Source organism: Pelomonas sp. KK5 (assembly GCF_001984095.1).
Taxonomy (GTDB): Bacteria; Pseudomonadota; Gammaproteobacteria; order Burkholderiales; family Burkholderiaceae_C; genus KK5.
On record NZ_LYVQ01000062.1, the window covers coordinates 1 to 22,389 of the forward strand.

16 protein-coding genes are annotated in these 22,389 nt (G+C 70.6%); 3 read left to right on the top strand and 13 right to left on the bottom strand.

Annotated elements, in window-relative coordinates; translation table 11 throughout:
* Window positions 1-607: GMC family oxidoreductase (locus B0W88_RS11960; protein WP_233151694.1), on the top strand; the 607-nt coding region annotated here is incomplete at its 5' end.
* On the top strand, window positions 604-2,094 hold the full coding sequence (locus B0W88_RS11965) for an aldehyde dehydrogenase family protein (RefSeq protein ID WP_083748742.1): 1,491 nt from the start codon (window positions 604-606) through the stop codon (window positions 2,092-2,094). The genes B0W88_RS11960 and B0W88_RS11965, both read left to right, overlap by 4 nt.
* Here the strand turns inward: B0W88_RS11965 and B0W88_RS11970 are convergent.
* Together B0W88_RS11970 and B0W88_RS11975 are read right to left on the bottom strand one after the other, a co-directional pair.
* Entirely contained in the window at window positions 2,063-3,592 is a 1,530-nt protein-coding gene (locus tag B0W88_RS11970) for a long-chain-fatty-acid--CoA ligase (protein WP_077034886.1), read from the bottom strand. The genes B0W88_RS11965 and B0W88_RS11970 overlap by 32 nt on opposite strands.
* Window positions 3,593-3,596: 4 nt before the next feature.
* On the bottom strand, window positions 3,597-4,367 hold the full coding sequence (locus B0W88_RS11975) for an SDR family NAD(P)-dependent oxidoreductase (protein ID WP_077034887.1): 771 nt from the start codon (window positions 4,365-4,367) through the stop codon (window positions 3,597-3,599).
* Window positions 4,368-4,527: 160 nt separating this feature from the next.
* On the opposite strand from B0W88_RS11975, the gene B0W88_RS11980 reads away from it, so the two are divergent.
* The gene (locus tag B0W88_RS11980) at window positions 4,528-5,946 is read left to right on the top strand and encodes an aldehyde dehydrogenase family protein (RefSeq protein ID WP_077034888.1); all 1,419 of its coding nucleotides are present in this window, start codon (window positions 4,528-4,530) and stop codon (window positions 5,944-5,946) included.
* Between the two features lie 96 nt (window positions 5,947-6,042).
* On the opposite strand, the gene B0W88_RS11985 is transcribed toward B0W88_RS11980, so the two are convergent.
* Genes B0W88_RS11985 through B0W88_RS12035 form a run of 11 tightly spaced genes read right to left on the bottom strand, consistent with a single transcriptional unit; the run spans window position 6,043 to window position 22,252 of the window.
* The gene (locus tag B0W88_RS11985) at window positions 6,043-6,879 is read right to left on the bottom strand and encodes an alpha/beta fold hydrolase (protein ID WP_077034889.1); all 837 of its coding nucleotides are present in this window, start codon (window positions 6,877-6,879) and stop codon (window positions 6,043-6,045) included.
* Window positions 6,869-8,158, bottom strand: coding sequence for an FAD-dependent oxidoreductase (locus B0W88_RS11990; RefSeq protein ID WP_077034890.1), 1,290 nt, complete (start codon window positions 8,156-8,158; stop codon window positions 6,869-6,871). The genes B0W88_RS11985 and B0W88_RS11990 overlap by 11 nt, the downstream gene beginning before the upstream one ends.
* Window positions 8,155-10,287 (bottom strand): molybdopterin-dependent oxidoreductase, encoded by a 2,133-nt coding sequence (locus B0W88_RS11995; RefSeq protein WP_077034891.1) that lies wholly within the window; start codon window positions 10,285-10,287, stop codon window positions 8,155-8,157. Before B0W88_RS11995 ends, B0W88_RS11990 begins: the two co-directional genes overlap by 4 nt.
* Window positions 10,284-10,538 (bottom strand): 4Fe-4S binding protein, encoded by a 255-nt coding sequence (locus tag B0W88_RS12000; RefSeq protein ID WP_077034892.1) that lies wholly within the window; start codon window positions 10,536-10,538, stop codon window positions 10,284-10,286. Before B0W88_RS12000 ends, B0W88_RS11995 begins: the two co-directional genes overlap by 4 nt.
* Entirely contained in the window at window positions 10,535-12,985 is a 2,451-nt protein-coding gene (locus B0W88_RS12005; RefSeq protein WP_077034893.1) for a CaiB/BaiF CoA-transferase family protein, read from the bottom strand. Before B0W88_RS12005 ends, B0W88_RS12000 begins: the two co-directional genes overlap by 4 nt.
* A gap of 7 nt (window positions 12,986-12,992) precedes the next feature.
* Window positions 12,993-13,334, bottom strand: coding sequence for a 2Fe-2S iron-sulfur cluster-binding protein (locus B0W88_RS12010; RefSeq protein WP_369973878.1), 342 nt, complete (start codon window positions 13,332-13,334; stop codon window positions 12,993-12,995).
* A gap of 15 nt (window positions 13,335-13,349) precedes the next feature.
* Window positions 13,350-15,689: an enoyl-CoA hydratase-related protein gene (locus tag B0W88_RS34740; RefSeq protein ID WP_083748744.1), complete on the bottom strand. Its 2,340-nt coding sequence runs from the start codon at window positions 15,687-15,689 to the stop codon at window positions 13,350-13,352.
* Window positions 15,690-15,702: 13 nt separating this feature from the next.
* The gene (locus tag B0W88_RS12020; protein WP_077034895.1) at window positions 15,703-18,228 is read right to left on the bottom strand and encodes an RND family transporter; all 2,526 of its coding nucleotides are present in this window, start codon (window positions 18,226-18,228) and stop codon (window positions 15,703-15,705) included.
* Window positions 18,229-18,232: 4 nt separating this feature from the next.
* Window positions 18,233-19,231, bottom strand: coding sequence for a YCF48-related protein (locus B0W88_RS12025; RefSeq protein WP_077034896.1), 999 nt, complete (start codon window positions 19,229-19,231; stop codon window positions 18,233-18,235).
* 13 nt (window positions 19,232-19,244) lie between these two features.
* The gene (locus B0W88_RS12030; protein WP_077034897.1) at window positions 19,245-20,627 is read right to left on the bottom strand and encodes a DUF1329 domain-containing protein; all 1,383 of its coding nucleotides are present in this window, start codon (window positions 20,625-20,627) and stop codon (window positions 19,245-19,247) included.
* Window positions 20,628-20,650: 23 nt separating this feature from the next.
* Window positions 20,651-22,252, bottom strand: a complete 1,602-nt coding sequence (locus tag B0W88_RS12035) for a DUF1302 domain-containing protein (protein ID WP_077034898.1) — start codon at window positions 22,250-22,252, stop codon at window positions 20,651-20,653.
* Window positions 22,253-22,389: the final 137 nt, after the last annotated feature.

Here is a 22,389-nt window from a genome sequence, read left to right on the forward strand (position 1 = left end):
GCAGGCGATGGCCTGCGCCAGGACCTCGCCGGCACTGGCCGAGCCGGACGTGCAGCTGCACTTCCTGCCGCTCAGCTACGACATCACGCCGGAGGTGGAATGCGCCGCCTCGGCCAACATGACGCGCGAGCCGACGATCTCGATCACGGCCAACGTCTGCCACCCGTTCAGCCGTGGCGCGGTGCGCCTGCGCTCGGCCGATGCGGCGCAGATGCCCATCGTGCGGCACCAGCTGCTGGGCGACGAGCGCGACGCGAAGACGCTGGTCGAGGCCTGCAAGCTGATGGAGAAGCTGTTCGGCACTCGCGCGATGAAGGGCACCGTCGTGTCCGACCGCGCACCGTCCCCCCGCCCGCAGTCCGATGCCGACTGGGAGCGCTATGTGCGCGACCACGCGATGGTCTGCTACCACCCGGTCGGCACCTGCCGCATGGGCAGCGACGAAGCCTCGGTCGTCGACCCGCGCCTGGCCGTGCGCGGCCTGCAAGGGCTGCGCGTCATCGACGCCTCGGTGATGCCCTCGCTGATCAGCGCCAACACCAACGCGCCGACCATCATGATCGGCGAGCGCGGTGCCGATTTCATCCTGGAGAAAGTTGCCGCATGAACATGATCTCCGACCTGCACACCCCGCTGCTGCTGCAGACGCTGGAGGCGCAAAAGCGCGCCTTCGCCGCCGAGCTGCCCGCCACCGAAGCCGTGCGGCGCGATCGCCTGCGCCGCGCCAGCGCGATGCTGCTGCGCCATGCGGAGCGCTTCATCGCCGCCTCGCAGGCCGACTTCAGCAACCGGCCGGCCGAGCTGGCACGGATCTTCGAGGTCTTCTTCCCGCTGGAGGCGCTGCGCAACGCCGAGAAGCAGCTCGCGCGCTGGATGCGCCCCGAGCGGCGCCGCGCGCCCTTCCCCTTCTCGCTGTTCGGCGCGCGGGCCGAGGTGCAGTACCAGCCGCTGGGCTCGGTAGGCATCATCGCCCCATGGAACGGCGCGCTGACGCTCCTCTTCCTGCCGCTGGCGCCGGTGCTGGCGGCCGGCAACCGCGCCTTCCTGCGCCCGAGCGACCTGACGCCGCACTGTGGCGAGGCCGCCGCCGCCGCGGTGGCCGAGTACTTCGACCCCGAGGAGGTGGCGGTGGCCACCGGCGGGCACGAGGTGTCGGTGGCCTTCTCCGCCCTGCCCTTCGACCACCTGCTGTTCACCGGCAGCACCAACGTCGGCCGCGTCGTCGCCCGCGCGGCGGCCGAGCACCTGACGCCGGTCACGCTGGAGCTGGGCGGCAAGTGCCCGGTCTTCGTGCTGCCCGATGCCGACCTGCCGCTGACCGCCCGCAAGCTTGGCGCCGGCAAGCTGCTCAACGGCGGCCAGGCCTGCATCGGCCCGGACACGCTCTACGTGCCGCCGCAGCTGGCCGAGCCGCTGATGGCCGGCATGGACGAGGAGATCCGCCGCCAGTTGCCGCGGGGCGCGGCCGACCCGGACGCGTGCGGGCTGATCGATGAGCGGCAGTACCAGCGCGTCGCCAGCCTGATCGACGAGGCGGTGGCCGCCGGCGTCGAAGCGCGCGTGCTGGGCAACCCGGGCTCGACGCGCGATCCGCAGCGGCGCGTGATCTCGCCCACGGTGCTGATCAACCCGCCCGCTCACCTGCGAGCCAGCCGCGAGGAGCTGTTCGGCCCGGTGCTGGTGCTGCGGCACTGCAGCGATCCGCTGGCCGTGCTGCGCCAGACGCGCGGTGGCGACAAGCCGCTGGCGCTGTACGTCTTCTCGCGCGACACGCAGGCGATGCAGCGCATCCTGGACGAAAGCTTCTCCGGCGGCGTCACCCTCAACGACATCGCCTCGCACTTCGGCGTGCACGACCTGCCTTTCGGCGGTGTCGGCCACAGCGGCCTGGGCGCCTACGGCTCAGGCAAGGAAGGCTTCAAGCGCTTCAGCCACGCGCGTGCGGTCTATCGCCAGGCCGGGCCCTTCGCGCTGACCGGCGTGGCGCGCCCGCCCTTCGGCAAGTTCTACGAGATGGCCATCGTCAAGGCGTTGAAGCGGCAGGAGCAATGTTACGCAGACGTCAAGCCGCGGAAGAACGCAGCACGTACTTGAGCACCTTGCCTGCCGCAGACAGCGGCAGCTCGGCGCGGAACTCGACGCTGCGCGGGCACTTGTAGCCGGCGATGCGTTCGCGGCAGAAGGCCGTCACGGCGGCGGCCGCGAGCGCCTGCCCGGAGCGCAGCACGAGCACCGCGTGGACGCGCTCACCCCAGGTCGCGTCGGGCAGGCCGACGACGGCGCAGGCCGAGACCTGCGGCATCTGCGCGATCACGTTCTCGACCTCGGCCGAGTACACGTTCTCGCCGCCACTGATGATCATGTCCTTGATGCGGTCAACGATGTAGAGGTAGCCGTCCGCGTCGAGCCGGCCACCGTCGCCGGTGTGCAACCAGCCCTCGCGCAGCGCCTGGGCGGTCTGCTCGGGCTTGCCCCAGTAGCCGGCCATCACGGTCGGGCCGCGCACGGTGACCTCGCCGACGGTGCCGGTGGGGACCGGGCGGCCTTCGGCATCGACGATGCGCAGCTCGGCGGTCGGGATCGCCAGGCCGGCCGAGCGCAGGCGCTCGCCACGTTGGGCCGGCTGGTGGCAGGCGGCCGGCAGCACCGTCGCCACCGGCGCGAGCTCGGTCATGCCGTACATCTGGCAGAAGGCGGCGCGCGGCAGCGCCAGCATCGCCTGGTCCAGCAGCGCGGCGTCGATCGGGGCGGCGCCGTAGAGCACCAGTTCCAGCGTCGCGCAATCTTCGGCGCGGAAGCGGGGATGCTCGATCAGCCGCTTGAGCATCGTCGGCACCAGGAAGATCTCGCTGCCGCCCTCGGCGCGGATCGCGTCGAGCAGCGCCGCTTCGTCGAAGGCCGGCAGGATCACGAGCCGGGCCAGCCGCGCCATCAGTTGCAGCACCAGCCCGCAGCCGCCGACATGGAAGATCGGTGCCACGCACAGGCCCACGCCGGCGGCCGGACGCGGCGCGGCCGCTATGGCGGCGCGCGCGTTCAACGCGAGGTTGTCGTGGGTCAGCATCACGCCCTTGGGCTGGCCGGTGGTGCCGCCGGTGTACATCACGGCGGCCAGTTGATCGCCGCCGCGGTGGGCGTCCTCGGCCGGCGCGGCCGCGGCGAGCAGCGCCTCGTAGCCGAGCATGCCGGCCGGCGGCTCGCCGTCGCCCACGTAGACGAGCGTGCGCAGCGAGCGGGACAGGCGCAGCAACTCGGGCGCCATTGCCTTGAACGTGTCGTCGACCAGCAGGATGCGCGTCTCGCAGTCGTCCAGCGAGTAGGCGATCTCCCTGGGGTTCCAGCGGGTGTTGACCGGGTTGACGACGCCGCCGGCCCACCAGCTGCCGAACAGGCATTCGACATAGCGGTCGGAATTCAGGCCCAGCAGCGCGACGCGGTCGCAGGGCTGCAGGCCCATCGCGCGCAGCGCCGCGGCCAGGCGGGCGACGCGCTCGGCCAGTCGGGCGTAGCTCACGCGCCTCGCGCCGCAGACCAGCGCGATCGCTTCCGGCCGCTCGCGCGCGCCCCGGTGCAGCGGCTCGGTCAGCTCCATGCGGTCACAGCGCCGAGCAGAGGTGGCCGCCGTCGACCGCGATCGTCGCACCGGTCATCCATGAACCGGCCTCGGTGGCCAGCAGCAGCAGCGCGCCGTCCAGTTCCTCCGGCTTGCCCAGGCGTCGCATCGGGATGCGCTTGACCAGTTCCCTGCCGTAGTCGGTCTCCCACATCGGGCCGGTCAGGTCGGTATGGATGTAGCCCGGTTCGATCGTGTTGACGCGGATGCCGTGCTTGGCCCATTCCAGCGCCAGGCTCTTGCCCATGTGGACCACGCCGGCCTTGGACACCGAATACGCACTGATGCCCGGCGCCACCCGCTCGCCCTGGATGGACGCGATGTTGACGATGGAGCCGCCGCGCCCGGCCGCCACCCAGCGGCGCGCCGCCTCGGTGGACACCATCCAGACGCCGCGCAGGTTGATCGCCATCACCTCGTCGTAGTCGGCCATGGTCTGCTCGATGGCCTTGGCCGCGGCCGAGATGCCGGCGTTGTTGACGACTACGTCCAGCGCCGGGCCGCTGGCCGCGATCGCCTCGAAGGCGCCGTGCACCGAGGCCTCGCTGGCCACGTCCATCTCCAGCACCAGCACCTGCGGGGAGCCCAGCGCCTGCAGTTCCTGCGCCAGCGCGTCGAGCCGCGCCTTGCGCCGCGCCGCGATCACGACGCGCGCGCCGCAGCGCGCCGCCAAGCGCGCGAAATGGCTCCCCAGGCCGGACGACGCGCCCGTGACCAGCACCCTCTTGTCCTTCAGCATCGCACCGAGATCCATGTCTCTTGTCTCCTCTCAACCGCAATCCGCATGCGCGCATCTTGGAAGCGTCGGCCTGCGCGGCCATCGTCGCTTGCGACGAAATCGTCGGAACCGACGTGGCCCCGCTGCGGCCCCGCGGCGATGCTGTGCCCATCTTCCCGAGGAGACGCTCGACACCATGGACCTGTTTTCCGATTACACGATGACCATCGGCGGCAAGGCCCGCACGACGGCCGCCACGCTGGACGTGATCAACCCGGCGACCGGCCGGCCCTTCGCCACGGTGCCGAAGGCTGGCGCCGCCGAAGTCGACGAAGCGGTGACTGCTGCGCAGGCCGCCTTCGCTGGCTGGCGCCAGCGCACGATCGAGGACCGCCGCGCGCTGCTGATCCAGGCCGCCGACGCGATCAAGGCCAATGCCGCGGGCCTGGCCAAGCTCTTCGTCATGGAACAGGGCCGCGCCTTCGAGGCGGCCCGCGGCGAGGTGCTGTTCGGCGCCACCTGGCTGAAGGCGGTGGCCCGCCAGGAACTGCCGGTCGAGATCGCCGAGGACACGCCGAGCCGCCGCGTCGAGCTGCATCGTGAGCCGCTCGGCGTGGTCGCGGCCATCGTGCCCTGGAACTTCCCCTTCCTGCTGGCCATCTGGAAGATCGCTCCGGCCCTGCTGGCCGGCAACACGATGGTGCTCAAGCCCTCGCCGTTCACGCCGTTGTGCGCGCTGAAGCTGGCCGAGCTGTGGCGCGAGATCCTGCCGCCGGGCGTGTTCAACGTGGTCTGCGGCGGCGACGAGCTGGGCCCGCTGCTGACCGCTCATCCGGGCTTCGCCAAGATCTCGTTCACCGGCTCCACCGCCACCGGCAAGCGCGTGATGGCGGCCGCCGCCGGGCGGCTGACGCGGCTGACGCTGGAGCTCGGCGGCAACGACGTCGCCATCGTGATGCCCGATGTGGACGTGGACGCCGTGGCGAAGGAGCTGTTCCACGGCGCCTTCTACAACTCGGCTCAGGTCTGCATCGCCACCAAGCGCATGTACATCCACGAGGCCGTCTACGAGCCGCTGCGCGACCGGCTGCATGCGCTGGCCAGGGCCGCCGTCGTCGGAGACGGCCTGCAGCCCGGCACGAACTACGGGCCGGTGCAGAACAAGCCGCTGTACGAACGCCTGCTCGCGCTGATCGAGGAGGCCCATTCGCAAGACCTGACCCTGCTGAGTGGCAGCCCGGCGCCCGAGGGCGGCGGCTACTTCGTACCGCTGACGCTGGTGGACAACCCGCCGGAGGACGCCCGCGTCGTCGTCGAGGAAGCCTTCGGTCCGGTGCTGCCCCTGCTGCGCTTCAGCGATGTGGACGAGGTGATCCGGCGTGCCAACGACAGCCCTTACGGCCTGGCCGGGGCGGTGTGGTCCAGGGACATCGAGCAGGCGGTGGCGATCGCCAGGCGGCTGGACACCGGCAACGTCTGGATCAACCAGAATCTGCAGAACTCGCCGGGCATTCCGTTCGCGGGGAGGAAGGAATCGGGCTTCGGGGTGGAGAACGGAGAGGAAGGGCTGAAGTCCTTCACGCAGCTGAAGGCGATCTTCATTCCGAAGGTGTGAGCCCCTCGCCCGGTCTCGCCGCGCTGAACGCGGGGGAGCCCAGTCGGTCCCCCGAGGGGGCGGCCCGGCGCTCGGCCCAGACCCGGGAAATACGGCCTACGGCGTCCGCTCCAGAAACTCCACGATCGCGCCATTGAACGCGTCGTTCTTGTCCCCGGCCACCATGTGGCCGGCGCCGTGCACATCGAACACTTCGGTCTGCGGCACCAGCCGTTTCAGGTCGGCGACGCCGGCCTCGCTGACGATGTCGCTGTTCATGCCGCGCACCAGCAGCGTCGGGATCGTCACGCCGGCGCAGGCGGCGACGAGCAGGTCCATGAACTGCGGTGGCTCAGCGGTGACGGTGCGTTCGACGAACTTCGGGTCCCAGTGCCAGTACAGACGCCCGTCCTCGCGCAGCCGCAGGTTCTTCATCAGGCCGGACGGGTCCTTCGGGCGCGGGCGGTGCGGGTTGTAGGCGGCGACGGCGTCGGCCGCTTCGTCCAGCGTGGCGAAGCCGCCCTTGTTGGCGCGCATGAAGGCGCCGATCTTCTGTGAACCGGACTGTTCGATGCGCGGGACGATGTCCACCAGCACCAGGCCGCGCGCCAGCGAGGGTTCGGCGTTGCCGACCAGGTAGAGCGAGGTGGCGCCACCCATGGAGGCGCCGACCAGGGCCGGCGGACGGTCCAGCGTGTCGATGACGGCGCGCAGGTCCGCCGCCAGCGCGGGCAGCGAGTAGTCGCCGTCCGGCGCCCACTCGCTGTCGCCGTGGCCGCGGGCGTCGAGGTTGATCACATGGAAGCCGCGTGCCACCAGCGCGCGGAAGGCCGTGCCCCAGGAATGCCGGGTCTGGCCGCCGCCGTGCAGCAGCAGCACCGGCGGGCCCGACGGGTCGCCGCCCACATCGGCGGCGATGCGCAGGCCGGTCGCTCCTTTGAAACTAGCTGTCATGCGCCTGAGCCTCTCCTTGATGGACACAGTCCATCATCTGCGAAATCCCGGTCATCTTGATTCGGGGGCGACCGTGTTTCAGGCCCGCCAGGCGCTCGGCGCGGTCGATCGTGCGCCAGCCGCCCAGGTCGACCAGTTCGGGCTGGCGCCGCCGCAGTTCCGCCTTCACCGCCGCCGCGTCCAGCGCGCCTCGCCCCAGCCGACCGGCGGCATGCTCGCGCAGCAGGTGGCCCACGGTCTCGGCCGCGCAGGCCTTGTTGCTACCGATGATGCCGCGCGGGCCGCGCTTGATCCAGCCCGTCACATAGACCCCGGGCAAGACCTGGCCCTCGGTGTTCGGCACGACGCCGGCCTCGGCATCGAAAGGCAGGCCGAGGATTGGCGTGCCCCGGTACCCGACCGCGCGCAGCACAAGACCGGCGTCGAGGGAACCGCGCTCGCCGCTCAGTTCGAGCCGCTGGACCCTGCCGTCGCCCCGTATGGCGAGCGGCGACGTGAAGAAGCGGAACTCGATACGCTTGCGCGGCCGCGGCACGTGGCGCGCGGCGAGTTCCCGCAGCGTGGCCAGCTTGCGCCGCGTCACCCAGTCGACCCCGCCCTCCTCGCCCCAGCCGTCCACGGCGATCTCCACGCCGTCCAGATGCCCCAGCTCTTCCAGCTCCGGGTTGTTGAAGGCCGCCTGCGCCGGCCCGCGGCGCCCCAGCAGCACGACCTCGCGCACGCGGCTCGCGCGCAGCGCCCGCAGCGCATGCCCGGCGATGTCGGTCTTCTCCAGCGCCTCGACCGGCTGGGTCAGCAGCCGCGCCAGGTCCAGCGCCACATTGCCATTGCCGACGATCACCACCCGCTCGCAGGACAGGTCCACCGGCAGCCCGCGCTGGTCGGGATGGCCGTTGTACCAGGCGACGAACTCGCGGGCCGACCAGCAGCCCGGCAGATCCTCGCCAGCCAGGCCGAGGCTGCGGTCGCCGGCCGCGCCGCTGGCATGGATCACGGCGCCGTACCAGTTCGCCAGTTCCCCCGGCTGAACGTCGCGCCCCACTTCCACGTTGCCGAAGAAGCGCAGCTCCGGCCGCGCCAGCGTGTGCTGGAACAGGCGGTCGACGATCAGCTTCTTCTCCGGATGGTCCGGCGCCACGCCGGCGCGGACGAGGCCCCAGGGCGTGGGCAGGCGCTCGTAGAGGTCCACCTCGCACTGCAGCCCGGGCGTCTGCAACAGATGGCCAGCCGCGTAGAGGCCCGCCGGACCGGCACCGACGATGGCCACGCGCATCGTCATGCCGCCGCCCTCACCTCGACCGGAATCCCGTTCATCAGGCATTGCGTGCTCACCGGGTCGAAACTCCCCGGCCCGGTCGGCGACAGCGCATTGCTGTTGACGCCGGCGAAGCGCTGCGCCACCCGCAGCGCAGGCGCGCCCTGCTGGCCCCAGCCGTGGGTCATCGCCACGGCGCCGGGGCGCAGCGTGTCGTCCAGCGACAGCCGCGCCTCGATCGCGCCCTCGCTGCTGCTGATGCGCACCGCGTCGCCCTCGAACAGGCCGCGCGCCTGCGCGTCCTGCGGATGCATCCACAGCGGGTTGTCCTGGTGCAGGCCCTGCTTGAGCGCGGGCAGGTTGTGCATCCAGCTGTTGATCATCATGTTCGTGCGGCGCTGGATCAGCTTCAGCTGGCCGGGCGCTTCCTTGCTCAGGCGCTCGAACTGCGCCTCCAGCGAAGGCAGGCTGCGCCGGTAGATCGCCGGGAAGCAGTCCATGCGCCGGTCCTCGTTCTGGATCGCCCGCTCGTACAGGATCTCGGGGTCAGCCACGGGGAGCCGCGCCGTCTGGCAGGGCATGGCCTTCAGCTGCTCGATGCTGAGGCCGCCCTCGGCCAGCAGCTGCTCCACGTAGAGCAGGTGCGCCCGCTCGCCCTTGTCCAGCAGCGAGGGGCGGCCCATGGCCTGGGCCAGCCGAGCCAGGATCCACCAGTCGTCGCGCCGCTCGCCCTTCGGTGGAACGACAGCCGGCGTGTACTGGGCGAAGGGCTCCAACTGCACGCCCATCGCGCCCAGCGTGTTGACGTCCTCGCGCTCCAGCCAGTCGGTGGCGGGCAGCACGTAGTCGGCCATCTCGGCGGTGGCCGAGCGGTACAGGTCCAGCACGATGACCAGCTCCAGCCCCTCGATTGCCTTGCGCAGCCGCTCGCCGCCGCCCATCGACAGCAGCGGGTTGCCGGAGACGACCAGCAGCGCCTTGATCGGCGCCTCCGGCCGCTGCGCAATATCGGGGAACAGGCTGCCGGGCCAGGAGCCGCCGACGGTGCGGATATTGCCGAATGGCGTGTCGAAGAAGGGATCGCCCTCGCGGCGGCGGGTCTTCCCCGTGGTCACCGCCAGGCCCTTCGAGTAGATGTTGCCGCCCCGGCGGCCGAGGTTGCCGGTCAAGAGGCTGATCGCGTGCAGCAGCAGGTAGGCCAGCGCGCCCTGGCTGCCCTGGTTGACGCCGGTGGACATGTAGATCGCGGCGCGCGGCGCGGCGTGGAACTCGCGGGCCACCTGGCGGATCTCGTCGACGGCGAGGCCGGTGACGCCAGCCACGCGCTCGATCGGCCAGGCGCGGACGACCTCCAGCAGCTCATCGAGATGGCTGCCGCGACCTTCGGCGGCGGCGCGGTCGAAGCCGAGGTGGAAGGCGATCTCGTGCAGCACGCCGGCCAGGAAATAGACGTCGGTGTCCGGCCGGATCAGCAGCACCTCGCCGGTCTCCGGCGTCGACGATTCGATGCGCCGCGGATTGACGAACACCGTCTTGCCGCCGCGCCGCCTGATCGCGCGGATCTTCTCCATCGGATCGGACACATGGATCAGCGACATGTGCGAGACCAGCGGATTGCTGCCCAGGCACAGGAAGTAGTCGGCGTGCAGCAGGTCGGGGATCGGGTGCAGCGTCATCGAGCCGAAGATCGCTTCGCTGCCAGCGAACTTGGACGCGCAATCCTGGCTGCCGGGATTGAAGTGCATGCGCGTCCTGAACGGCCGCATCAGCGCGCCGGCATTGGCGTAGTAGCTGCCGACCATGCTCGACGGGTTGCCCTGGTAGAAGGCCAGCGCGTCCGGGCCGTGGCGCTGCTGGATCTCGTTCAACCGCGCGGCCATCTCGGCCATCGCCACGTCCCAGCTCACCGGCTCGAAGTCTCCGACCGCCTCGCTGCGCGGATTGCGACGGCGCAGCGGCCGGTCGAGCCGGTCCGGGTCCTGGTGGACGGACAGGTAGTGCACGCCCTTGTGGCAGCTGTAGCCCTGGTGGATCGGGTGCTCGCGGTCGGGCTGGAGCTTGATGACCTTCTCGTCCTGCACCGTGGCGAGCAGGCCGCAGCCGGGCTCGCAGATGTGGCAGTAGGTGTGGACCTCGCGGATGCTCGTCGTCATTGCTCGAAGTACTCGCGGTTGATCCTCGCGTAGTGCTGCCACTGCGGCGGCAGGGCCGCCGCCGTGAAGATCGCGCCGACCGGACAGGCATCGGCGCAGGCGCCGCACTTGATGCACAGCGCCGGGTGGATGTACATCTGCTCGGCCTGCGCGAAGCCCGGCTCGCCTGGCGCGGGGCTGATGCAGCGCACCGGGCAGATCTCAACGCAGGAGTAGTCGGCGATGCAGGGCGCGGCGATGACGAAGCTCATGCAGCCGCCTTCACGACAGGGAGCTCCTCAAGCAACGCCCGCAGCTCGGCGCCCATCGTCTCCAGCACGCCCTCGGCCACGAGCTCCTCGATCTCCGCCTCGCTCAGACCCAGCACCGTGCGCGCAATTTCCTCAGAGTGCTGGGCCAGGAAGGGCGCCGGCCGCAGCTCGGGCTCGGGCAGGCGGCTGAACGCGACCGGCCCGGCCTCGGTGATCATCGGCGCGGCCAGCCCTGGCTGCTGGAAGGTGCGGAACAGCCGGCGCGCGGCGAAGTGCGGGTTCTGCAGGTACTCGTCCAGCCGCAGCATCCGCGCCGCCGGCACGCGCTGCGACTGCAGCGTCTCCATCACCTGCTGGGGCGTGCGCTGGGCGGTCCATTCGGCGACGGCGGCTTCCAGCTCTTCGCGATGCGCGACCCGGCCGGCGCTGTCGGCAAAGCGCGGATCGGCCAGCAGCTCGCGCCGGCCGATCGCCTCGCACAGCGCCGCGAAATCGCAGCCGTCGCGCACGGCGACGACGCACCATTCGTCATCGCCGGCGCAGGGGAACACGCCGTGCGGCGCCTCGAACTCGTCGGCATTGCCACGCGGCCCGACGCTGCCCGGCTGCAAGGACTCGCGCAGCAGCTCGGTTGCCAGCACGCCCAGGCCGGCCTCGGCCTGCGCCACGTCAATGAAACCGCCCGCCCCGGTACGCAGCCGGCGGATCAGCAGCGCGGCGATCGCGGTGGCCGAGATGCGGCCGACGAAGTGATCGGGCACGATGGTCGTGCTGTCGCTGAAGCTGCCTTCGATTTCCGGGTAGCGCCACAGCGCGGTCAGCCCCGCCGAAGCGCGCACCAGCGGCCCGTAGCCCATGCTGCGACTGCGCGGACCGGTGGCGCCGAAGGCGCTGCTGACCGCGAACACCAGCCGCGGGTTGATCGCCTTCAGCACCTCGTAGCCCAGGCCCAGCGATTCCATCGTGCCGGGCTTGAAGTTGGACACCACGACGTCGGAGGCTGCGGCAAGCTGCTTGAACAGCGCCACGCCGCGCGGGCTGCGCAGGTTCAGGCCCAGCGAGCACTTGCCGCGCGAGCCCTGGGCGAAGGAGATCGTCATCGCTTCGTTGCCTTGCCCCTGGCGCAGGCCGTCGGGGAAGGCGCTGCTCTCGATCTTGATGACCTCGGCGCCCTGGTCGGCCAGCAGGCGACCCAGCTCGGCGCCGGCGACGATGACGCCCAGGTCCAGCACGCGCAGGCCGGCCAGCGGGCGCGCGGCGGCTTGCGTTCCGTGGGTCGGCCGCGGCGCCTCGTTGGCCACTCCCTCGGCGCCGAGTTCGGGCGCCGGCGTGCGGATGCCGGCCGGGCTGCCGTCCACGAACAGATAGCCGCGCGGGGTCAGGCCTTGCCTGCCGCCCGGCAGCGGCACCGCTGCGAAGGCCTCGCGGGCCAGGAACTGCTCGTCGCGCAGCACGTGGGCCGGCGTGGCGACGGCCGCGATCGGCACGCCGCGCTTCTGCCCCTCGCGCACCAGTTCGGCCGCCGGCTGGTCGCGGAACAGCGCGGCGATCAGCGCGTTGATCTCCTTGATGACCTTGAAGCGCTTGCCGATATGGCCGTAGGACGGGTCGGTGAACGGGTGCTCATCGCCCAGCCAGGCGCACATGCCCTGCCACTGGCGCGGGTTCAGCACGCAGATGCGCACGTACCCGTCGGCGCAACGCAGGATCGGATAGCCGGTGCCCATCGGCGGGCGGCCGCGCGGCGCCAGTTCCAGCGCGCTGCGGCCGGCGGCGGCGCTGCCGGTGACGCCCATGCCGGGGTCGATCACCTGCACGGTGGCGTCGAGCACCGAGAAATCCAGATGGTCGCCGCGGCCGGTGCGCAAGGCCTGCAGATAGGCCATCAGCGTGGCCCAGGCGGCCTGCACGGCGGCGGTCTCGTGAGCGAGCTGGCCGGGCGGCAGCAACGGGCGCTGGCCCTTCAGGCCCGAGCGGGCGAGCACGCCGCCCAGCGCCATCAGCACCGCGTGGGTGGCCTGGTAGTCGCGGTAGGGGCCGGTCTGGCCGAAGTCGGTGATCGAGGTGATCACCAGGGCCGGATTGCGCGCATGCAGCGCCTCGGCACCGAGCCCCAGCCGGGCCAGCGCCCCGGGCTCCAGCGTCTCGACGAGGATGTCTGCCTCGGCGGCGCGTGCCAGCAGCGCCTCGCGGCCGCCAGGCGTGCTCAGATCCAGCACGGCGCTGCGCTTGTTGGCGTTGTGGCTGGCGAAGTAGAGGCTGTGGCCATCGACCAGCGGGGGCATGCGGCGCGCGCGCGAGCCGGTGGGCGGCTCGACCAGCGTCACCTCGGCGCCGAGGTCGGCCAGCACGCGGGCGCACATCTCGCCCCTGCCGTCGCTGAGTTCGAGCACCCGCACGCCGGCCAGGGGCAGCGCGGAGGCGTCTGGGGTGGAGAGCGGGCTCACGATGGTCTCAGTACTGGGATTCGGGGAGGCGCACGACAAGGCCATCGAGTTCCTCGGTCAGCTTGATCTGGCAGGACAGGCGGCTGTTCGGCTGCGGCGCGCTGACACACTCCAGCAGCTCGCGCTCGTTCAGCGCCGGCTTGGGCAGCCTGTCGAGCCAGGCTTCGTCCACATAGCAGTGGCAGGTGGCGCAAGCCGCCGCGCCACCGCATTCGCCGACGATGCCGGCGATGCCGCGACTGACGGCCTCCTGCATCAGGCTTTGGCCGGGACGGCCCTGGAGGCTGACGGACTGGCCGTCGTGCGAGATCAAGGTGACGGTCGGCATGACGAGGACCTGTGTGTTCATGGGTCGTGTTCCTGTTCAGGCGCCGCGCCAGCGCGGCGCGCGCTTCTCGGCAAAGGCGCGCGGCCCTTCGCGGAAGTCTTCCGAGGCAAACAGCGCGCGGGCCGCCGGGTAGCGGTACTGCTGGACGTCGGCCTCGGCGAGGCTCGGCTCGTCCAGGCCCTCGCGCACGATGGCCATCGAGGCGCGGATGGACATCGGGCTGTTCTGCGTGATCTCGATGGCCCAGCGGCGGGCCTCGGCCATCAGGTCTTCGGGCGCGGTGACCTGGTTGACGAAGCCCAGCGCCTGGCCCTCGGCAGCCGGCACACGCCGGCCGGTGAGGATCATCCCCATCGCCGGCTTCAGCCCGATCTGGCGCGGCAGGCGCAGCAGGCCGCCGGCCAGCGCGGCCAGGCCCACCTTGGGTTCCGGCAGCGCGAACTGCGCGGTATCGGCCGCCACGATCAGGTCGCAGGCCAGCGCGATCTCGAAGCCACCGCCCAGCGCCAGGCCGTTCACCGCGGCGATCACCGGCTTGCTGCGCTCGAAGCGCGAGGTCAGGCCGGCGAAGCCGGACAGCGGCGGCTTGATGCTCTCGCCGCGGGCCATCGCAGTGGCGGTGAACTTCAGGTCGTTGCCAGTGCAGAAGGCCTTGTCGCCGGCACCGGTCAGGATCGCCACCCACTGCTCGGGGTCCCGCTCGAAGGCATCGAAGACCTCGGCCAGCTCGGCGTTGGCGGCCGGGCTCAGGCAGTTCATCACCTCGGGGCGGGTGATCGTCACGACGGTCAGGTGGCCTTCGCGCTCGACGCGGCAGAAGCGGCGCGGCAAGGCGCTGCGGTCGCGCAGCGCACCGGCCTCCCAGACCGGCAGGCCGAAGGTATCCACACGGATGTGGCCGGCGCTGCCGACGGCCGAGCGCGTGGCGGACAGCAGCATCGCCATCGTGTCCTCGTCGTCGGCCAGCACACGGGCCATCGTGCGGCGGCCGTCCGCCGTCAGCGCGACGACGATGCCCTGAAGCGGCTTGCCGTCGCGGGCGTAGACGATCGTGTAGGTCTCCACGGTGGCCGGGCCCTGGTAGCCGGGCTCGGCCAGCTCGGGCACCGGGCCGCGCGCGGCATCGGCATCGGCCTGGGCGGACCAGGCTTCGTCGAGCGGCGAAGCGGCCGGGCGGGCGCTGAGCACCAGCGTGTGGTGCTTGTTGACGTAGCCGCCGTTGCCGTACAGCAGGCCGACTTCCTCGCGGCCGGCGCGCAGCGCGCGCACCATCGCGCAGACCGCATGGCCCATGTAGTTGTTCAGCGGGCCGCCGAAGAAGGTCAGGCCGCCAGCCACCGTCGGCGCATGCTCGCGCGCATCGAGGCCTAGGGTGCGCAGCGCCATCTTGGGCACGACCGGGAAGCAGCTGTACAGCTCCATCCGGTCGAAGCGCCGCGCATCGCCACCGACCAGCGCCACCGCGCGACGCAGCACTGCCTGCTGGGCCGTGCTGTGCGTGTAGGTGTCGCGCTGCAGGTAGTTCTCGGGCTCCTGCGCCAGCGCGCCGCCCCAGACGTGGACGATGCGATCCTCCGGCACGCCCGCGGCCCGCGCGGCAGCAAGGCTGGTGACGATCACGGCCGCCGCCTGGTTGACCTGCGGGTTGGCGACCATCAACTTCGGGTAGGGCCAGGCGATCAGGCGGTTGTCGTCGCCGACGGCGGCGATGGCCTCGGCATCCAGGCCCTTGCGATTCCAGGCGTAGGGGTTCGTTGCGGCGACGCGGGCGTACTGCTCCCACAGCCGCGCCGATTCGACCTGCCCTTCGGCCGGCGTCTGGCCCCAGGCTGCCTGAGCGGCCATCTCGTAGAGCGGGTAGACATGGGCCGGGTCGGTCATGCCCAGCTTGCGAGCGACCGGGCTCATGTCGAAGCGGGCGTTCGGGAACTCGACGACCTCGTCCTTGCCGACCTGTTCGGACCACTGGAGCCGCGCCTTCTCGCGCCTGGCGCGGCTGCGCGCATTCATCGCCTCGCCGCCGACGATGGCGGCCACTTTCTGCTCGCCGCGCGAGATGCGCAGCGCGGCCTCGTGGATCAGCCGGGTCGGCGTCTCGCCGCCGACGCTGGCATTGGTCTGGCGCCCGGGCTGGATGCCGAGGCGCTGGCAGAGTTCGGCAGCCGGGTCGCGGTGGCGCCAGCTGATGAAGGCGATCACTTCCAGCGATTCCGCCTGCTTCAGCAAGGAGGCGCCGGCATCGCCGTCGGCCGCCTGCAGCGCCGCGGCCATCAGTGCCAACGGTTCGCGGGCTTCGGCGAGGTTCTCGGGGCGGTCGATGACTTCGCCGATGCCGACGATGACCGGCATGGTCTCTGGGGTCAGGTCTTGCTTCATGGATTCTTCGTCTTCAGGCGCTGGCGGTGTCGCGCGTGACACGGGCGGTGCGCGCGGCTTCGGGTGTGGCAGCGGCGTTGGCCTGCGCGGGCACGCTGTTGTCGCTCGCGGCGCCACCGGGCACGCGCTGCAGCAGGAAGTGCGAGAGCGCGGGGATCAGCACCAGGGCGCCGAGCATGTTCCACAGGAACATGAAGGTCAGCAGGATGCCCATGTCGGCCTGAAACTTGATCGGCGAGAAGGCCCAGGTGATCACGCCGGCAGCCAGCGTCACGCCGACCAGGCCGACCACCTTGCCGGTGAACTGCACCGCGCCGCGGTAGCTCTCGGCCAGCGGCAGGCCGCGGCGCTGGAAGGCCAGCTGCACGCTGACCAGGTACAGCGCGTAGTCCACGCCGATGCCCACGCCCAGCGCGATCACCGGCAGCGTGGCTACCTTGATGCCCATGCCGAGGAAGACCATCAGCGCCTCGCACATCACCGAGGTCAGCATCAGCGGCAGCACGGTCACCAGCGTCGCGCGCCAGCTGCGGAAGGTGATCAGGCACAGCACGATCACGGCCGCGTACACCCACACCAGCATCGTGCGGCTGGCCTGGTGGACGACGATATTGGTGGCGGACTCGACACCCGCCGTACCGGCCGCGGGCAGGAACTTCACCTCTTCGCGGTCATGCGCGGCGGCGAAGGCCTCGGTGGCGGCCAGCACGCGGGCCAGCGTGCCGGCCTTGTGGTCCTCCAGGTAGGCGACGACCGGCGTCACCGAGCAGGCGCCGTTGACCAGCTCGGTGTCCACGTCCTGCGCGCGCAGCACCGCCGTGTTGTTCAGGTCCTGGTTGTGGCTGATCGTGATCCACTTCGGCGAAGCCTCGTTGAGGCCGGAGCTCATCCGCGCCACCGCGTCGGCCAATGAGCGCGTGGTCTGCACGCCGGGCACCTCGCGCAGCGCGGCGTCGAGGCGGTCGATGTCCATCAGCACCTGCGGCTTCAGGCAGCCGTCGCGCGCGGTGGCGACGATCACGGCGAACTGGTCGGACGAGAGGCCGTAATGGTCGGTGATGTAGGCGTTGTCGCGGTTGTAGCGGGAATCGGCGCGCAGCTCGGGGGCGCCGGCGTCCAGGTCGCCTACCTGCACCTTCAGGCTCACGAAGAAGGCGCCGACGGCCAGCAATGCCGAGGCCAGCACCGTCGGCACGGCCCAGCGCCGCGTGCAGAAGCGGTCCAGCAGATGCCACAGCCGGCCAAGACCCGACGCGGTGCCGGCTTCCTGCTGCTCGGCCGCCAGGCTGCGCTGCGCGGCCCTGGCGCTGACGCCGGTGTAGGACAGCAGCGTCGGCACCAGGATCAGGTTGGTGAAGACCAGCATGCCCACGCCCATGCTGGCGGTGACGGCCAGGTCGCGGATGACCGGGATGTCGATCACGGCCAGCACCGCGAAGCCGACCACGTCGGCGATCAGCGCCGTCACGCCCGCCAGGAACAGGCGGCGGAAGGTGTAGCGGGCCGCCACGTACTTGTGCGTGCCGCGGCCGATGTCCTGCATGATGCCGTTCATCTTCTGGGCGCCGTGGCTCACGCCGATCGCGAACACCAGGAAGGGCACCAGCATCGAGTAAGGGTCCAGCTCGAAGCCGAACAGCCGTATCAGCCCGAGCTGCCACACCACGGCCACGATCGAGCAGGACAGCACCAGCAGCGTGGAACGCACGCAGCGGGTGTAGGCGTAGATCAGCACCGCGGCGATGACGGCGGCGAAGCCGAAGTAGGTCATCACCTGGTTCAGCCCGTCGATCAGGTCGCCGGCCAGCTTGGCGAAGCCGACCACATGGACCTTGATCTTGCCCGGCTTGCCGGGGATGGCCTGGGCCGCCTTCTCGCGCAGCTGGGTCTCGATGTCGTGGTTCAGCCGGCCGTAGTCCAGCGGCTGGCCGCTGTCGGCATAGCGGTCCAGCAGCGGGGCGACGATCATGGCCGAATGCAGGTCGCGGGCGACCAGGTTGCCGACGAGATTGGCGCGGACGATGTTGGTGCGCAGGTCGGCGATCGAGGCGGCCGAGCCGTTGAAGTTCGAGGGCAGGACGGCGCCGCCGCGGAAGCCCTCCTCGGTCACCTCCACCCAGCGCACGCCCGACATCCAGATCGACTTGACGAAGGGCCGGTTGACGCCGGGCATCAGGTAGACCGCGTCGTTGATGCGGCGCATCGCGTCGAGGAACTCGGGGTCGTAGATGTCGCCCTCGGTGTTCTCGACGACGATGCGCAGGCTGTTGCCCAGGCCCTTCAGCTCGTCCTTGTTGGACAGGTAGTTGCGGATGTACGGGTGCGACTGCGGCAGCAGCTTGTCGAAGCTGGCGTTGACCTGCAGCCTGGTCGCGAAGACCGCCAGCACGACGGAGACGACGGCGGCCAGCGCCAGCACCCAGGCGCGGTGGTTGAAGATCAGGCGCTCCAGGCGGTTGCCGGAGCGGCGGTCGAAGTCGCGCGGGTCGGCGATGACGGCGGCGGATTCGAGCGCGGTGTTCTGCGGAGCGGGCGTCATGGCCTTACCTCGTGGTTTCATTGCGGGCCGGCACTGGGAGCGTCGCGACGCCCCGGGCACCCGCCATCACCAGCGCCGAGCGGCCGGCGGCCAGCGCGAACTGCGCGCTGCGCTGCGCCTGCGGCAGCCGCGTGAAGGCCGCGCCGCTGTCGTCGGCCGACAGCAGCAGCTCGCCGTTCATCGCGGCCAGCACCAGGCGGCCGTCGGGCAGCACGGTGCCGGCGGTCAGGTTGCTCTGGGTGCCGGTCTGCAGCGCCGTCCAGCTGGCGCCGCCGTCGCTGCTGCGCAGCGCATTGCCGCGCAGGCCGTAGACGACCACCTCGCCTGCCTTGCCGGCGATGCCGAAGAAGGAGCCGGGGTACGGCGTCTTGACCTGGGCGAAGCGGCCGTTGCGCCCATCCTGTCGCGTCTCCTGCTTCAGCAGCACGCCCTGCTCGCCGGCGATCCACAGCCGCCCGTCGATCTCGGCGATGCCGTAGAGGTGCATGCCGCGCGGGTTGTCGAGCTGGCTGGCGATCGAGCGCCACGTCCGGCCGCCGTCCTCGGTGCGGATGGCCAGGTTGTAGGCGCCGACGGCCATGCCGCGCAGCGCGTCGCTGAAGCGCACGGCCAGCAGCGGGCGACCGGGGCCGTCGGCCTTGAAGCGCTCAGCCTCCTGCAGGCTGCGCTTGGCCTCCTCGTCGCCGCCGTGACCCACCGCCCAGCCCTGCTTCTCGTCGGCGAAACTGAGCGAGAGCAGGTCGGTGGACACCGGCGACGGCGCCTGCTGCCAGCTCGCGCCGCCGTCGCTGCTGCGCACGATCATGCCGCGCCGGCCGACCGCGACGAAGCGGCCCTCGGCCACCCGCGCCACGTCCGAGTACATCGCCTGCGCGGCGATGCGGCTGGCCGCGGCTGGCGTGTCGAGCGGGTCGCGGAAGGTGTTGGGCGTGGCGCCGGCGAGGCCGGCCAGGCCGATGGACAGCGCCGCCGCGAGGCGGCCTGCGCGAGCACGGAAGCACATGGCGCGATCCTCTTCAGCGGCCGCTGCGAGCCGGCAGGGAATCGGGCACGAACATCGAGTTCGGCCACGGCTTGTCGGTCACCCACCAGCCATGCTTGTCGCTCGCCCCCATGACCGTCGCCGCGGTATACGCGCCGGTGGACAGGTCGTAGGTCCAGGTCGGCCAGCCCCAGGGCACCTGCTTGTCGTAGAGCTGGCTCATGCCGAGGAAGTTGCCCTTGTAGATCTTGCCGGCCATGTCGTACATGTCGCTCATGCCGGAGCCGGTCCAGTCCTCGTCGAGGAAGAACACGCGCTTGCCGTAGACGTGGCGCGCGCCCTGCTTCAGCGTGGCTTCCACCACCCACACCCGGTGCAGCTCCCAGCGCACGTAGTCGGGGTTGATGAACTTCGCCGGCATCAGCTTCTCCGGCGTCGTGTTGAAGTGCATGTCGTAGAGGTTGTACGGGATGTACATCTCCTTCTTGCCGACGAGCTTCCAGTCGTAGCGGTCCATCTTGCCGGCGAAGAGGTTGCCGTCGTCGTAGACCATGACGCCGCCGGTGGAGGCGATCGGCGTGTCGTAGGACACGTCGGGCGCCAGGCGGATGCGGCGGGTGCTGGCCGAGTAGGCGTAGGCGCGGCGCGGCTTGTCCTCGAAGTCCACCGTGTCGAACCAGACGTTGGCGTCGCCGGCGGCGCGCGCCGGGCCGGTGAAGTTCAGCGACATGCGCGACTCGGCCTCGCGGTCGACCGTCTTGGGCCAGCTGTCGGGCCAGTTGTACGGATGGTCGCGGTTGTAGTTGACCTCGCCGGACATCACCAGCTTGCCGGTGTTGTCCACATAGAGGTTCTGCACCAGCGCGCGGTCGGCCTGCCCCTGGTAGCGCAGCAGGTGGTTGTACATCGCTTCCATGCCGGTCTTGGGGATCGGGAACGGCAGGCCGCCGTCCACGTTCGCGACCTTGTAGCCGTTCTTGTCGAGCTTGGCGGCGGTGGCGTTCTTGATGCTCTTGTCCAGGTAGTACTGCGGCCAGTTGGCGCTGCGGTGGGTCTTGTAGACATCCATCCGGTAGTCCGGATAGCGCTTGAGCAGGGCCTTGTTGGCCTCCGAGACCTTGTCCGCGTACTTGTCGAGATTGGCCGCGGTGATGCTGAACAGCGGCTTCTCGTCGGCGAAGGGGTTGACCCACTTGCCGGAGTCGGGCTTGAAGCCGGCCGGGCGCAGCGTGGTCGGCAGGCCGCCTTCGTAGGCCGGGATCGTGCCTTCCTTGTTGCCGGCCTTCTCGGCGCCCAGCGGGGTCAGCGTGGTGCCGAGCTGCTTCGCTTCCTCGGGCGTGGCCGCGGCATGCGCGGCGGCGGCGATCACCAGCAGCGAGGCCAGGGCGACGAGGGTCTTGGTGGTGTTCTTGATCATGGCTTGTGTCTCCTGCGGAATCGTCAGAACGTCGTCTGGTAGGTCAGCGTCACGTTGCCCTTGTCGTTGTAGGGCGCGCCCAGCACGAGCTGGCGGCCGTTGGCCAGCGTGCCGGTCTTGGACCAGTAGCGGGTGAAGGACAGGTCGAGTTGGTGGCGCGCGTAGGCGTTCATCGACAGGCCGAACTTGAAGACCTTGAAGCCCTCGAAGCCGCCGCTGTTGGTCGGCGCATTGCCCTTGAAGTTGTACGAGCCGAAGATCGGCAGCGAGACATCGACGCCCGGCAGCGCCTGCACCCAGACCGGCGTGAACGAGGCGCCGATCGTGTAGAAGGCGCGGGTCGAGCAGCCGGCGAGGATCGCCTGGTCCACGCAGCCGGCCGTGCCCTCGGCCTTGTAGAGGTTGGGGTTCTGCGTGACCTTGTCCAGGTAGGACACGCCCAGTTCGGTGGCCAGCGAGGAGGAGGACCAGATGCTGGTCTGCCCGTAGCTCGCCACGCCGTTGATCACCGCATGCACGGTGTTGCCGCGGGCGCCGTAGCCGTCGACGGCGGCGCCGTTGGAGTTCAGCGGCATGTTGCGGCGGTAGGAGATCTCGCTGCCCAGCGAGATGCCGCCGACGATCTTGGTCAGGCTCACGCCGTAGAGCTGCACGCCTTGCGCATAGACCGCATGGCGCAGGTTGGTGGCCGCATCGAGCTGGCTGGCCCAGGGCTGCTTCTCGTCGAAGCGGCGCGCGTAGAAGCCGATCGTGCCCTGGTCAAGCCAGGTCGGCCGCCAGCGCAGCGAGAGGCCGAAGTCGCCGCTCTTGCCGTTGATGGCTGCCTCGCGGCCGACGTTGGGGCCTTCGAGGATGGTGTCGGCCGCGGCGAAGTAGGTGCCGCCCTCGGGCAGGCGGTTCGGGCGCCACTTGAAGGTGTAGAAGGCCGCCAGGCTCAGCTGGTCGCTGACCTGCGCGACGGCCGAGGCCATCTCGATCGGCAGCGCCGTTTCCTTGGCCGAGGCGCCGGGGTTGGCCGCGCCCTTGCGGCCGTCGTTGGGCACCTGCGAGTAGGCCATCGAGTTGGTGCTGCCGAACAGGCCCTCGCCCCAGATCACGGCCTGCTTGCCCAGGCGCGCATCGATGGCGGTGCCGCCCGGCTCGAAGTGGCCGAACACATAGGCGTCGAGGAACTCGCCGGAGGGGCCGGCGTAGTAGCGCTTGACGACCGAGGTGAACTCATTGTTCGTGTAGGCGCTGGGGTTGGCGGTGGCCGCGGCATGGTTGCCGTAGGCCGCGTCGTACCAGGCGGCGCCGCTGAGGCGAAAGCCCAGCGTGCGCTGCCAGGACAGGTCGAACTCGCTCAGCAGGTCCAGGCGCTTGGCGATGAAGTCGCCCTTGTTCGGGAACAGCGCATTGCTCTGGTCGTAGGGCGCGCCGAAGGCGTTGTCGATCTCGCCGGCGCGGTCCTGCAGGCGCACGCCGAGCGTGCCGCGGACGGTGTTGTCCCAGCGCACGGTGAGATCGGGGTTGCCGGTGTCCAGCGTGGTGGCCAGCGCGGGCATGGCCATCGCAAGCAGCGCAACGGCGGTGGCGATCGCGCCCATGCGTGCGGGCTCGCGGCCAGGGTGCAGTCGTTCCTTCATGAGTCGTGTCTCCTGTTGTAGTGCTGTCATTCAGGCTATCGATGGCCCTGGTCGACAGCGTCGTCGCTTCGGACGAATTTGTTTGTCGGGGCTCCACTCGCCGCGCGGGCCGATGGCGGCTGGTTCACACGATGTCC